The organism is Paraglaciecola sp. L1A13, from assembly GCF_009796745.1.
Lineage (GTDB): Bacteria > Pseudomonadota > Gammaproteobacteria > Enterobacterales > Alteromonadaceae > Paraglaciecola.
In genome coordinates, this window is the sequence record NZ_CP047024.1 from 2342744 (window position 1) to 2357583 (window position 14840).

Sequence of the window (14840 nt, forward strand, 5' to 3'; positions counted from 1 at the left end):
TAGGTTCAAACCCTGCTCCCGTAATTAATTGTTACTTCAGTTCGTCTCTATCTATTTTAAAGTTTAAGATTTCAAAAACGATTAGTTCAATCAAGTAGCCTTCATTCTTCCCCCATCTCTATTTTAAATAACTGATTAACGAGTTTTTTATCAGCTCGTTAATCAACAAATTGTCACGCTGTCTTTGTAGAAAATTGTACTTATCCATCTACTTTGAATACTAAGACACATTGAAGGTGTTCAAGGCGGTTAAATCTAGGTAAAATTTACGATTGTTATTTTGCCAATTTAAGTTGGTCTGTTTTTCCCATCCCTGAGTAAAGGACAGCTATGCCTGGGTTACACCGCATTATTTTAATTAATTGTCATCTTCCTGGTTTTGTTGAACTGGATGTATCTGGGCACAGTAATATCTGTGGTACCAACGCTTCCGGTAAAACTACCTTACAACGCCTCATCCCGGTTTTTTACGGTGAGTTACCCAGTAAAGTTGTGCCTAAAACGCGCAAAAAGTTTGATGAGTTTTATTTACCCCACGCGAACAGCTATTTAATTTACGAATATCAGCGGGAAGATGGCCAAGAGTGTCAGGTTGTGCTGACGCGCAAAGGAAGTGATGGCGTTCAGTATCGTTTTATCGGTGCGGCTTATCATAGTGAACAAATATTAATTGGAATGGAAAACGGCGAAGCACAAGCCATGATGCCTGATCAGTGGATAAAGCAACTAAGACAACTACAAATTGATTTTTCTCATAAGATCCAAGCGACCAGTGAATTTCGCGGAATTATTCAAAATGATGCCAGTGTAGGTGGTGGCTCAGGGCGCGAAAACACCAAGCTTAGACAGTTAGCGAGTCGCTACAGCTTGGTGTCTAGTAAACACCGTATTCGTCATATGGAAAAACTCGTTAGTGCAGTGCATGCCAAAGAAGGCAAAATGGACACTTTGCGCACCATGTTGGCTGCCATTTTCGAAGAAGATGGACTCATTCAACCCACCACCACGGTTAAAAATAACAAAGCGCGCGAGTGGATCACGCAAATGCGCCAAACCATGCGTTTACAAAGCATGCAGGGGGATTACGAGAAAATTCAAGGACAAACAGAACAACTCAATATCGTCGAGCAACAGTTGTTGTTACTTAAACCCTTGTTAGAAAATGATTTACAAACCCTGACGACTGAAAAAGCAGATGGTCAGGAGCAACGTAATACTTTTAAGACACAGCAACGAGCTGAAAAAGATATTTTCGAGAAAGGGGAAGGGGAATTAAATAGCCGTATCAGTGAAACGAGTGAGCAGCTGGCGGCTAAGTCGTCTCGATTAGACCATTTACAGCAGCAATATGAAAAGTACCAAGACTCTGATATTGAGCAACTTCAAAAAGACATGGATGCGTTGCCATTAAAACGTGAAGAGTATGAACAGATATTAGAGCAATATAATTTACTTATCGAGCAACACAAAGATTTGCAGAGCCAACTCGAACAACAGAAGTTCAAATTATCAGAGTCTTTAGAGCGACTGTCGCGCAAGAATCAAGTTAGTGTGAAGGTCATCAGGCAACAAAAAGAAAATGCCCGCCAAACACATCATGATAAAGAAACTGATTTGCGTGGCCAATTTGAACAACGTAAAGAGCAGCAAGCGCAAGAATTTGAACAGCAGTTAATGGATGTTGAGCGCAGCATCGTGCGCCAAGAGCATCAAGCTAAACATGCCTCAGCGACAGAGCAAGAAGTCGAAAACGGTGCATTAGCAGACAAGCGTTTAGAATTAGCTCAGCGGGCGTGGCAACAAAGTTCTAGCGCCAAAAAACAAGCTGAAACGATTTATCAACAATGTCAGCATAAGCGCGATGACGCCGATAAAAATTTACATCGAGCGAGGCTTGCTACTAGACAAGGGAAGGATCATTTACAGCAATTACATAAACAGCTTTCCCCAGAGCAAGACAGTTTACGTCAATTTCTACGTGACAATAAGCCAGGCTGGGAGCACAGCATAGGTAAGTTAATTGTAGAGCCTTTGCTAGAGCGAAAAGACTTATCTCCTGAATTGATAGCAGCACACAGTAATGAGTACGCCAATAATCTATTGGGCGTTCAGCTAGACATGTCGGTGATTGATGCACCAGCTTACGCCCAAGACGAAACGGCTTTACGGGTGGCGCTCGAGCATGCAACCAAACATTTACTGGGTGCTGAAAAACACCAGAAGCAGGCAGAGTCAGAGCTAGACCAGCTTCATCAAGAGTCAGAAATACAGCGTGAAATGGTGGCTGAATGCAATAGAGCCTTCGAACAAGCAGAGCAAGAAGTTAGTTATGCACAAAGTGCCAAACAGCGTTTTGCCGATGAACTAAAAATTGCATTGGAGAAGCGACGCAAACAAGCGCAACACGCATTGCAAACCCTTTTGCATGAAAAACAACAGATAGTCGAACAAAAAACGGCAGCTATTGCTTTACTTAAATCTGATTATGATGAGCAATTACTTGAGTTTAAATCCGGCTGGCAAGACGAACTGGCGAATTTAGATGAGCAAATTGAGGAGTTAGAAAAGCAAGTCGAGCAGAAGCGTCAGCAAAATCGTGATCAAATTAAACAATTAGAAGATGCGTTTAATCAAGAGTTGGCAAATAAAGATATTGATCCGAACACGCTAAAAAACCTGAAAAAACAAATAGAAACTCTGAAAAGTCATATTCAACTTGTGACTAGTCGCAGGGAAGAGCTAAATGAATATAAAACATTTATGCAGTCCGATTGGCTGAAACAACGGCCATTACTACTAGAACAAGAAGCTGATCTTAAAGCACTATCCCAGCAACTGGCTCAACAACAAACGACGTTGCAGCGCCAATATCAAAACAAGCGTGCTGAGCTAAATCAGGCGTTGTCTGTAATTGAGAAACGCTTAACTGCTTGTGGGTCCTTGGTAGCCGAAATAGAGCCTATGGTGCGGCAGTTGGCAAATATCGTATTTTCATTCAAGGCTAATGACGACCACGAAATTAATGTAGGCGATCAAGCAGAGCGCATTAGTCGTTGTACAGAAGCACTTGAGAGCCGCAGTCGCGGCGAGAAAAAACTTAAAGAAGCGTTAACTGAGTTTGAAGCAAATCTCGGGAAAGATGCAGGAAAAGACTTTTTAGACACTATGCTGCAAGCTTTTGCCGTATTAGATGAAGATGCTAACGTGCGAGATAGGTTGCCCATTTTACAACGTTTATTGAGTATCTTGGCCTCACGTCAGCGACAGATTGTGGAGCAAGGTGAAACTATAGGTGGCGATTTGAATAAGTTCTTTACGGTTTTCAGTGATATTAACCGTAAAATTTCATTGCAAAGCAAACGCTTAACCGACGAAGTGTCAGATGATTTAACACTCGATGGCATCGCGCGTTCTGAAGTAAAAATCATCTCTACCGTTGACGAGCTAAATTTCTGGACACCCCTTAAGCGTTTTGCTCAGCAATATGATAATTGGAATAAATCAGATGCTTTCCTACCGAGCGAAGCTTACTTAGATACGTTAGCTGATGTGGTAGAAGTACTGCCTAACGATGCAAATTACAGTATTGAATCGTTGCTGCGTCTCGAGCTGCACTTAAATGAAGGTGGCTCGGATTTAGTGATCAAGAATGACCGCCAGCTTTTAGAGTCATCAAGTCATGGAATGGCGTATCTGATTTTATGCAAGTTCTTGTTAGCGTTTACGCGTTTATTACGTAACGAAGCCAACATTGATATTCATTGGCCCATCGATGAAATAGGTACGTTGGCCTATCATAATGTTGAAAAACTATTCACGGCTTGTGATGCCAATCACATCCATATTCTAGGGGCATTCCCTAACCCTGAGTCAGATGTACTCATGTTGTTTAAGCATCGTTATTTAATCGATAAACAACGACAACGCCTGGAAAAAATAGAACCTAAGCTCAGCCGTATCGCCGAGCGTTTGCAGCAAAATACCAATACCACCCATGACAAATCGCAGGTGACAGTATGATAGAGAATGGTCCACTATTAGAACGTTTATTAGAAGGCGAGTTTATTTGCGCTGTTACCGATGAACACAGTTTTCATAAGCTGCAGAACGCACAATTAGTAGAGGATCTTAATCACTTCTTGCGTCCGTTAAATCGCCGCGTCGCCAAGAGTGAAGACGGTGCAGTGTATTTTTTAGCTTATTGTGATTTAAACCAGCATGCCCGTCATCAACTTAGCCAACAGTTTAATGCAACAGTGCAGTCATTGTTACCAATGCTGGAATGGATGCAGTTGGTGCAAGAAGCTATGGGCAGAGATGGTGCACTTGGGGCAGGCGATACCATAAAATTGCAGGATTTTGAGTCTAAAGTGGTAGATAACCAATCACTTATTCAGCGCTTGGCGCAGTTATCAAACGATAAGCTGTTTAAGTCCACCAGTGATAAGTCTGATATGCAAATTAAACAAGTGTTTAAGCGTATTAAAGAACTCGGTTATTTGTATCAGCCCCATAAAGACCGTCTATTTTATATTGTTACCGGTAAGGTTGAGCAATTGATTGAATTGGTGCGTTTCATTAAAGATGAAGAAAATGTGCCCATTAATGATGATGCACCTGAGCAAGAGGCGATGTTTTGAGTGCATCAGGTGAAGCCATCAAAAACGCTAAAAGCGGTGCACAAAGTAATCCTTTGTTTCAGCTAGGTAAAGAGCGATTAGAGCTGATAGGAAAACATGCAGATGCCTTGATGCAGGGTTACTTGCAAGGCCATATTGACGAGGGCAGTTTTACCCAACAAGCCCTTGATAAATTAATCAATGGTCGTATTTTGTGGCGTCCTGATGAGCAACACCCGCTCAGTTTGCGGCCAAATATTAACGAACTCATTGCCGGTTTAACCCAGGATGAACGCAAGCGACAGATCAATTCTGATGTGGGCGAGCATCTTGATCTAATTCACACTCGTGTACAGTCATTACAAGCTGCCAGACAAAAAGGTGATTATGCGGCCAGCGAGCACCATCTGCAGCTGTTAACTGAGCGGGTTCATGATATGACAGGTCAGTTTGGCGATGCTATTGAAAGTCTTTGGCATCGACTAAATACTGAGTTTGGATTTGTCAGCAGTTTAGACGACAAAATATTAGAAATTGAACTCGCCCAGCGTCAGCTACGGCGGATATTGGATGGATTTAAAATCATCAATTTTGATGATTTGATCCAACTAGCAGGCAGTGACGGCACTTTACGTAAGTTGCTGGTTAGCCAGTTGCAAGCACGTATTTCTGAGCATTCAGGCTCACTGTTTGAGGTACAAAAGCGTTTAATATTATTAATGGCACGTTTTCGACATCAACAAGAGCGCGCGCTTCTAGTGAATCGCATGAGCGCTTTTTTACGTCAACATCCAAATTTTAAAGTAGGTGATTATTCTAATCGAAGTAATGTGCCTGGGGTTATTAATCAAGCCCATGGGATCCACGCGCAGGGGTTTATTGCACTCGACAGACCTCAAGATAGCTACGCTTTAGCTGAACTAGCACGTGCCATACCCAGAGACTTAACTCCGCCACAGCATTCGGAAAAACAAACCCGAGGGTTTGATACCGGTATACAAGATTTAGTGGCGACGGAACAAAAACAGCTGGCGAAAGACGTTGAAGATTTTTTCTTGCAGGTCATCGATTCAACTCAAGCCATTAGTGGTGTCGAATACCTCGCGGAAAAAGAATTACCCTGGGAGGCCGAGATGTGGTTATTCCAAATTGTGGCGGAATACGAAGGCTTGCCACAGCAAAACAAACAAAGCTTTATTCTGGAAAAAGACAGCGCGCGGAAAAGTCCGTTTAATCATTTGCATATCATTCATGATGTCAACTTGGGTATGCGCTTCTTTGGTGATTTTCAGGCTGCAGGCTGATAAGAACAATGGGCTCTATGGTTGTTGAATGCAATAAAATAGAAAATATCTCAGCATCAGATATTATTTATTTCGCTAAAAAATCTGCGATCATTTAATCCAATTGAGCTTCTCCTGCCACTGTAAAATATCGAATCGATAGCCAATATTTTAATATTATTTATATTGGAGTTAACTGCTAGCGTTATTATCGATGTTTTGACGTCAGATTAATTCGTTTTTAAGGGCTGGCGAATTTAGAACTTACTTTCTGATTTTAAGAGCAACGATACTTTATTTATAAAAGTTAAACAGGATTATGTGATGAAAACTATTCAAGCTCAGTACCATGGTGATCAACTTCAATTAAATCAATGTGCAGATCTATTAGTAAGTGATCAAGAGATTTTAATTTCAGTTAAAACTGCGGGTATTAATCCTGTAGATACCTATATTGTTGCGGGGGCTAACGGCTATACGGCGACTTTTCCACATACGCCCGGCATGAATGCAGCAGGAGAGATCATTGCATTAGGCACTAACGTTTCTGGCTTTAAGGTTGGTCAGCGTGTTTATTGTTCAGGTTCTATTACTGGCACCTGTGCTGAACTTGTATTAGCTAGCCCATCACAGGTTTTTCCGCTCCCTGATGCGCTTAGTTTTGAACAAGGTGCTTGTTTAGGTACTCCTTATGCGACAGCTTGGCGCGCTTTGTTTGTTCGAGCAAATTGTCAGGCAAGTGAAACAGTATTTATTCATGGGGCTAGTGGTGGTGTTGGTTTGGCAGCACTTCAGTTAGCTAAAGCAGCAGGTTGTAAAGTCTTTGCAAGCGCTAGTTCTAAACAGGGAAGAGCGTTGTTGAAACAACAAGGGGCTGATCTCGTCGTAAACCATCATGACCCTAAGCATTATCAAGTTTTACAAGAAGCAGGTGCAATAGATGTTATTTTGGAAATGCTTGCTAATCAAAATTTAGGGGATGATCTTCCTTTACTTGCTCTAGGTGGTAGAGTTGTGGTCATTGGCAGCCGAGGTTCGGTTGAAATTAACCCTCGTGATTTGATGTCTAAAGATGCTTGTATCATGGGAATGGCGATGGCACATGCTAGCCCAACCCAGTTAACAAAAATACATGCGGCATTATTCGCTGGTGCAGAAGCAGGATTTGTTAAACCTGTGATAGCCAAACGTTTTGTATTAGCGGATACCGCTGCAGCCCATGTCGCGGTCATGGAGTCTGGGGCAATGGGGAACATCGTAATTAATGTTTAATAATTAATGTTCAAAAATCAAATCTTCGTTATATAAAGATAAAAATATAGAGATATACCGTAATCAACCCCATGTAATTCTAGCTAATTTTCAAGCTTTTAATTACTAACCAGAGCAAAGATAGCAAGAGCAAAGTATAGCAAGAGGTAATGGGTAGTATTCTTTATAGATCCCCACAAGGTGGGGGGGTTAGGTTTTATATCCTTCTTGAGCCTTTATACCCATGCGAGGCCAATATTAGCCTCACATGGGCAATAAATAATACCACGTTAAATATTAAATACTTCTCGTCGCCATAGCCGGTGAAATGCTCATGGCTCTGCACGCCGGTTTAATCACGGCAAGCTGACTGATCACAAGTAGAATAATTACTCCAAGTGGTAGGTAATATAGCGGCAGTGGGGTAAGCGCGTACGCGTTTACTAAAAAAATATTTAACGCTAATGTGAGTAGGGTTCCGAGCGAAGCACCCATGGTGCATAACAGTGCATTTTCGAGCATGAAATGTTGTAAAATTTGTCGTTTACTCGCACCTAACGCTCTGCGAATGCCGATCTGTTGCCTGCGTTTGTCAATATTGAAACTTGCCAAGCCTGCCACACCCATCGCTGTCACAAAGGCAAGCACCACGATTACAATAAGTAATATGCTTACGGTCGCTATATCTGCCGCATAAATTTCATCTTTAGCTTGTTGTATGCTCTTAACTTTACGGATAACACGTTGGGTGTTTTCTTTGGCCAAGGTCGCAGGTAGGGTTTGCATTATCTCATTGAGTCGCCCTGGTTGTGTGCGAATAACGTACCGTGCTGAATTGTGGGTAACCCGGGCAGGCGAGATAATTGTTTGTTCAACATGAGGCCAGTCAACCCAAGGCGCGTGTAACTTTTCTACGATACCTTTAACAATAATGGGGGTATTTTGATTTACATAAATTGTTTTTCCCACCGCGATTTGCCATTGATTATCGCCAAATAAAGCCATTGCGGTGGCTTTACTCAGTAACACGTGACTTGGCCACTGACTATCGGCTTCATTAAGCCAAAGCGTATCTTGTTGGTTAAAGTTGTCTCCTGCTACCAGTTTTAAACCAAAGGTATTGATACCGTGCTCATCAAATTTGTAACTGGCGGCAGGCACTAACTGCGCGTCATTTTTGGGGGTGGTTTGGATCTCATACCAATTGCCACTATCAGATAGCGGAAATGAATTGGCTTGTACCCCATCAATAACACCTTGTGTAGAACGAATAAGCGCTAAATCCCGTTCGATACTCGCCCTTGGATTAAAGTCTTGCGTGAAGCCCGAACTGGTCATAAAGAAGGTATTTTGTTCATCAATACCACTGCTGCGCTCGATATGTAAATAGCGATCCCAAGAGATGGCAATACCATTGGTAATAATGGCCATAGTGATCGCTATTTGAACGACCACTAATATTGCGCTAAAGCGCTGGCGTTTTAGAGCACGGAATATAGGACCGATATTAAGCAACAAATTCATTTTGTATTGCCCTTATTATTGCTTGAGTTGCATAGCGGGAACAGGGCGACATGCAGTATAAACCGGGACTAAACCGGCTATAACTGTGCCCACTACAGCAAGTAGTATGACGCCTATAGTGATCGACACGTTTAATTCAATGAGCTGTCCGTAACCCGCATAAAGAGATGCCACTCCGCTTAGGCCTACTATGGCCAGCATCACTCCTAAAATGCCCCCACAAAGACCGACAATTATCACTTCAAGAGAATATTGCATAATGATTTGACCAAAATTGGCACCTAACGCACGACGTAACCCTATTTCATTGTGCTTGGTATGTAGCTTCGCGCTGAGTAAACTTGCAGCATTAATCAAACAGACCAATAAGAACATCACTGATAACCAAAACATGATTTGTATGTCTTGTTTAACCACTTGCTTGTAATCCAGCCATTGATGAACGTTTAGTAAGCGATTGTTCATTGGACGAGGGAAGCGGCCTAACGCTTTTTGCTGTTCTACATAGTGAGTAAGATAATCATTGAATTGTGCTTTTTCTTGAGCGTTATCTAGTTCAACCCAGAGCTGAAAATTTGTGCACTCTGAATGCAAAAATACCTCATAGTGCTCACTTTCCACAGGCTTCCAGCAATTGGTTATGCCGCCGTGGGGTAATTCAAAAATGGCCTTTAAACCAAAAGGTAAGTACATCTCTTCTGGATCGCTAAATGCGCCATAAGACAGATCATAAAACTTCGGCGACAGGTGCCAGTCGTTTAGTACGCCGACCACGGTAAATGTGGCGCCCAACATGGTTAACGTTTGGCCAACGGAGTTTGCACCATTAAAAACTTGTTGATTGATTTCTTTACTTAAGACAACCACGTAATCATTATTTTGCTCTGCGGTTTCATCCCAACCAGCCCCAAACAAAAAAGGCACATCAAACATGGGAAAAAAGTCTTTGCCGGTGACGCGCATTAAAGCCAGAAAAGGCGTTAACCCTTGTTCGGCAGGATTAACCATACCCCATGTAATAGCACTGGCAACCTGACGTTTTGCTTGTTTGGCTTGCACGATATTTTGTGCATCGGTCCAGGTGACAAACTCAGGTGGCAAATCTGGTGATACGGCAGCTTGATTCGGATCCCAGTTGTCTAGTTGTACACGAAATAACTGCTCACTTTTATGCGCAATTGGATTAGACGACATACTATGTAAAAGGGTTAATACAATAGTGCAGGCGGCAATGCCTAACGCAACCGTGAGTATGGTAAGTGAACTATGAACTTTGGCTTGCAGAATACTGTTTAGGGCCAGCCTGCAATAATATCTAAACACGTGGAGTGCTAAGTTCTTGTGGTTGCATACCGTTCGTTGAGGTACTTCTGTCAGACACTTTCCCGTCGCGCACAATAATCTGTCGCTGAGCTAGTTTGGCTAGAGCCTGATCGTGCGTAACCATGATAATCGTAGTGCCATTTTGATTGATTTCCTGCAAGAGTCCCATAACACTTTTGGCCATATCGCTGTCCAGATTACCGGTTGGTTCATCGGCTAATAAAAAGCGTGGTGAGCCTGCAAGTGCTCTAGCAATAGCGACGCGTTGTTGTTGGCCACCTGATAGCTGTGCAGGAAAATGCTTTAACCGCTTACCTAACCCAACTCGTTCTAGACTTTGTAATATGCGTTCTTTGCGCTGGGCGGCATTAAATCCTCTGTATCGCAGCGGTACATCTACATTATCAAATAAATTCAAATCGGGAATAAGATTAAAGCTCTGGAATATGAATCCTATTTTTTCATTACGTAACTGACTACGTTGTTTATCGTTTAGACCTTTTATATCTTGTCCGTCTAAGGTGTATTGTCCACTATCAAATGTTTCAAGCAGGCCTGCAACATTCAAAAAAGTCGTTTTACCTGAGCCTGATGTCCCAGTAACGGCTAGAAATTCCCCTTCATCCACTTGCAACGTAAAGTCCTTTAGGGCGTGGGTTTGTACCACATCAGTAGTAAAGACTTTACCAATATTATTCATTGCTAACATACTTCACCTTATTCTTATCGTTCTATTAAAGTGCACGGCTCTAACTGCGTCGTTTAGCGAGCTAGCAACACGGTTTCTGCTCCCTTGAGTGAATCAGTGGATGAGATGATCACTTGATCACCATTTTCTAGGCCTGCCAGTATTTCAACTTCACTCAAGCTACGCGCACCTATCGTAATCGGTTGACGTATTGCCATGTCATTTTTCACCACGTAGGCAAAGCGTCCATTGTCGCTTTGTAAAAACTGACCTCGGGCAAGAGTCAGTACCGCGCGTTTATTTTCCATCAATATGCGGGTACTTAAACGCTGGTTTTGCCTTAAGCCTTTAGGTTGAACAAATGTATTGCCTTGGTCATCTTGTTTAGCAAAACGAACTCGACCGGTCACTTGATTATTTTCGATTTCAGGAGAAATAGTGACCAGAACAGCGGGGTATTGCTGTCCATTTAAACTGACTTGTGCGTCCATACCAATTGCAAGATCGTCAGCATAGCTTTCGGGTATATCTACTTCTAACTCAAATTCTGATAGGTCAACCACACTCAATATAGGTTGGTTTTTACTGACTTGATTTTTTTGCTGTACTGCGAGATTACCGACAATGCCATTGACTGGGGAGCGAAGTTGAAGTTGATCAACTTGTCGTTTTGTCTCTGCCACTTGCAGTGCTTGGCGCTCTATCATCAGCTGTTGTGTTTTCAGTTCGAAATCGAGACTTTCTTTATCAAGATTCGCATCCAGTACTGCATGTTTGTATACCAATTGAGCATTTTTAAGATCATCTTGTGCCTTTTCAAAATCAATTTCGCTAATGGCATGCGTGGTATAGGCACTGTCAGCCCGCCGCTTTTCACGCTCAGCGGCAATAGTCGCAATTTGGGATAAATCGGCTGCTTTTTGTTTTTCAAGGGCCAATTTTTTACCTTGTATACGTTGTCTATCTAACTCTAATTTGTTGCGCTGTAGGTTTGATTCCTCTTGCTTGAGTTGATTGGTCAACTCAGGGCTATCGATATGGGCTAATACTTGACCTTTAACGACCTTGTCTCCGGCGTCGACTAAGAAGGTGATTGTGCCTTGTGCAGGGCTATATAGGCGTGGACTAACTGCCGCCACAACGCGACCTTGAACGGATAAGTCACGCACAAAATCTTTTTCGGTCACTGAGGCGATACGCACGTTTTGCATAGACAAACTGGTATCTGCCGATGACCATCTAGCAAATGAGTCTTGAAATATAATGAATAGCCCAGTCAGAATTAACGCGATTAATAAGACTATCCACAGATACTTTTTAGACGATGATTTTTCGAGCTCGGTGTCTTGAGAACTGGTATCGGTAATATTCAATAGTGATCCTTGAGACATTTGTCATAGGCGAGTACATTTAAGTGAAGTATCGGACCCTCAACGTCTTGTTAACTAAGGGTAAATTAATTGCGCCTGAGTGTCTACTTTACAGTTGAACATTTACTTACATTTACATTAAAAAAGGTTCAAAAGCTATCATGTTAACCCTAAGACCCACGTGCGAACATTGTAATAAAGCCTTACTACCCGCGGCCGAAGACGCGATGATCTGTAGTTTTGAATGTACTTTTTGTGAGGTATGCGTAGCGCAAATTTTATCGAATGTATGTCCAAATTGTGCAGGTGGATTTACCTATAGACCGATCAGACCTCAGAGAAACTATGTTAATCACAATTGCTTGGAAGATTATCCAGCTAGTAAGGATGTCGTGCATAAACCAGTCGATTTGAAAAAACATAAACTTTTGCTAAGTATGCTCAAAGGGTTGAGCCCCTATGCGCGATAAGCTTTGCTAGGTATTGATAAATTTCGATGATGCTTGTGTATAAGATGTTAAATAGATAACGTCTCATTAACCAAATTCAAAGGAATATGTTGTGATGCAAGCACAGCCGAAAAAACACTACTCGACTTGTACTCTATGTGAAGCCATGTGTGGTATCGAAGTGACCATACAAGACCGAGAAATTTTATCGATTGCTGGGGATAAAAAGAATCCTCTTAGTGAAGGCCATGTCTGTCCTAAAGCGGCTGCGATGAAAGACTTATATGACGACCCTCAGCGACTCCGTCAACCTATGCGCAAAACGGCCAGTGGCTTTGAACCTATCAGTTGGGATGAAGCGCTTGATACTGTTGCTACTCGTTTACACGATATTCAGAATCAACATGGAAATGATGCGGTAGGGGTATACTTAGGTAATCCTAACGCCCACAACATGGGTAGTATTCTTTTCGGCCCTTATTTTTATCGGGCACTAAACACCCATAATCGCTTTTCAGCGACATCAGTTGATCAATTACCCCATCATATTGTCAGTCGCCAAATGTTTGGTCATCAATTGCAAATACCAATAGGAGACATAGATCACACCGATTATTTTATGATCATTGGCGGAAACCCGCTGGCGTCTAACGGTAGTATTATGACGGTGCCTCATATTAAAAGGCGTTTAAAGGGTATTCAGAAGCGTGGCGGTAAAGTCGTAGTTATCGATCCGAAGAAGTCCGAAACGGCTGATATCAGTTGTGATCATCACTTTATTAAGCCAGGTAGTGACGCCTTATTAATGTTGGCCATGCTCAATACTATGTTTGCGAAAAATTTGGTTAATGCTGATGAATTGCTTACCCATGCGCCAGATTTACTACAAGTTGAATCGTTTGTAAAAGACTACCCACCTAAAAGAGTCGCAGAGCGGGTTGGGATCAGTGCTGATGACATCGAAACCATGGTCATTGAGTTTTGCGCTGCTGGCTCGGCTATTTGTTACGGCAGAATGGGCGCGAGTGTGCAGACGTTTGGTACATTAACGCAGTACCTAATCATGTTATTTAATATGCTAAGCGGCAATCTTAATCGCCGTGGAGGCATGATGTTTACGCAACCTGCGGCTGACGCCTTGCCGCATTCAGGCCGTGGTACGTTAGGTAAGTACTTCTCAAGGGTGCGCAATTTACCGGGATTTGCAGGTGAGTATCCAGTTGCGGCGCTTTCAGAGGAAATTACCACGTCAGGAGAAGGACAGATAAAAGCCATGGTCATCGGTGGGGGGAACCCAGTGCTGACCACATCAAATGGCAAGCAGCTTGATAAAGCGTTCGAGCAACTCGAGTTTGTAGTTGCTGTGGATTTCTATGTGACCGAGACCAGCCGTCATGCAGATATTATTTTGCCTCCTGTTACCGCACTGGAGCGGGATCATTACGATGTGGTATTTCATAATTTTGCCGTGCGCAATAGCGCTAAGTTTTCACCAGCGTTGTTTACCCAATCAGCACAGACAAAAACTGATTGGCAAATATACTTAGGCTTGGCTGAGCGAATTGACAGGCTAAATGGTAAGGCTACCGAGCACTATGCAGCGCTGTGGCACAAAGAGCCTACCGGCGTTATAGATGACATGCTAAAAAGTGGTCGATATGCCAATGGTGAATATAACCTCAGTATTCAAACCTTGCGTGAGCAACCCCACGGTATTGATTTAGGTCCATTACAACCTGAGTTACCTGGCGCGATTTACCATGGCGATAAAAAAATTGATATGGCATTTGATTACTTCATGGGGGATTTACCACGACTCGAAAAGCACTTCTTTTCTGATGAATCGCCGCTTGATCAACACAATAGCGATACCTTGTACTTAATTGGTCGACGTCACTTGAAATCAAATAATTCATGGCTGCATAACAGCCCACGAATGATGAAAGGTCTTTCGAGCGACAAAAAAGGCCAAAATCCGCGTTGTAGTGCCCAATTGCACCCGGATGATGCAGCCCGTTTCAGTATTCAAGATGGGCAGTTAATCAGTGTGACTTCACGCGTTGGCCAGGTTGAAATTGTGGCTGAATTAACCGATAAAATAATGCCTGGCGTTATCTCTATACCTCATGGATGGGGGCATAATAAAGCCGGTAGTAGTTGGAAATTAGCTGAGCAACATAGTGGTGTCAGTGTTAACGATTTAACCGATGAAATGTGTTTAGATGAGCTATCAGGCAATGCCGTGTTAAATGGGGTACCGGTCACAATTGCCGCGCTAGATATTGGGCAGTAAAAAGACACGAGTCGGCAGATAAAATGGCCTTGTTAGACGC

The 14840-nt window shown here is 42.6% G+C and carries 10 protein-coding genes; 6 read left to right on the forward strand and 4 right to left on the reverse strand.

The genetic code is table 11. The features are described from left to right. The first annotated feature begins 330 nt into the window (after positions 1-330). The 4 genes from GQR89_RS09690 to GQR89_RS09705 all read left to right on the forward strand — a co-directional run bounded on the left by GQR89_RS09690 (position 331) and on the right by GQR89_RS09705 (position 7174). Positions 331-4020: an ATP-binding protein gene (locus GQR89_RS09690; protein WP_158769856.1), complete on the forward strand. Its 3690-nt coding sequence runs from the start codon at positions 331-333 to the stop codon at positions 4018-4020. Next, a complete protein-coding gene (locus tag GQR89_RS09695; RefSeq protein WP_158769857.1) occupies positions 4017-4640 on the forward strand; it encodes a hypothetical protein in 624 nt (207 codons plus the stop codon). Before GQR89_RS09690 ends, GQR89_RS09695 begins: the two co-directional genes overlap by 4 nt. Beyond that, positions 4637-5923 carry a hypothetical protein gene (locus GQR89_RS09700; RefSeq protein ID WP_233269135.1) on the forward strand — a complete coding sequence of 429 codons (1287 nt, stop codon included), beginning with the start codon at positions 4637-4639 and terminating at the stop codon, positions 5921-5923. Before GQR89_RS09695 ends, GQR89_RS09700 begins: the two co-directional genes overlap by 4 nt. A 303-nt stretch (positions 5924-6226) precedes the next feature. Further along, the gene (locus GQR89_RS09705; RefSeq protein WP_158769858.1) at positions 6227-7174 is read left to right on the forward strand and encodes an NADPH:quinone reductase; all 948 of its coding nucleotides are present in this window, start codon (positions 6227-6229) and stop codon (positions 7172-7174) included. A gap of 276 nt (positions 7175-7450) precedes the next feature. On the opposite strand, the gene GQR89_RS09710 is transcribed toward GQR89_RS09705, so the two are convergent. Genes GQR89_RS09710 through GQR89_RS09725 form a run of 4 tightly spaced genes read right to left on the reverse strand, consistent with a single transcriptional unit; the run spans position 7451 to position 12061 of the window. After that, positions 7451-8677 carry an ABC transporter permease gene (locus tag GQR89_RS09710; RefSeq protein ID WP_158769859.1) on the reverse strand — a complete coding sequence of 409 codons (1227 nt, stop codon included), beginning with the start codon at positions 8675-8677 and terminating at the stop codon, positions 7451-7453. Positions 8678-8692: 15 nt separating this feature from the next. Beyond that, the gene (locus GQR89_RS09715; RefSeq protein ID WP_158769860.1) at positions 8693-10000 is read right to left on the reverse strand and encodes an ABC transporter permease; all 1308 of its coding nucleotides are present in this window, start codon (positions 9998-10000) and stop codon (positions 8693-8695) included. Further along, positions 9993-10709 carry an ABC transporter ATP-binding protein gene (locus tag GQR89_RS09720; protein WP_158769861.1) on the reverse strand — a complete coding sequence of 239 codons (717 nt, stop codon included), beginning with the start codon at positions 10707-10709 and terminating at the stop codon, positions 9993-9995. Before GQR89_RS09720 ends, GQR89_RS09715 begins: the two co-directional genes overlap by 8 nt. A 53-nt stretch (positions 10710-10762) precedes the next feature. After that, a complete protein-coding gene (locus GQR89_RS09725; RefSeq protein ID WP_158769862.1) occupies positions 10763-12061 on the reverse strand; it encodes an efflux RND transporter periplasmic adaptor subunit in 1299 nt (432 codons plus the stop codon). A gap of 158 nt (positions 12062-12219) precedes the next feature. On the opposite strand from GQR89_RS09725, the gene GQR89_RS09730 reads away from it, so the two are divergent. Together GQR89_RS09730 and GQR89_RS09735 are read left to right on the forward strand one after the other, a co-directional pair. After that, a complete protein-coding gene (locus tag GQR89_RS09730; protein WP_158769863.1) occupies positions 12220-12528 on the forward strand; it encodes a DUF1272 domain-containing protein in 309 nt (102 codons plus the stop codon). Between the two features lie 94 nt (positions 12529-12622). Continuing rightward, complete coding sequence (locus tag GQR89_RS09735; RefSeq protein ID WP_158772217.1) at positions 12623-14800, forward strand: molybdopterin-dependent oxidoreductase; 2178 nt, start codon at positions 12623-12625, stop codon at positions 14798-14800. Positions 14801-14840: the final 40 nt, after the last annotated feature.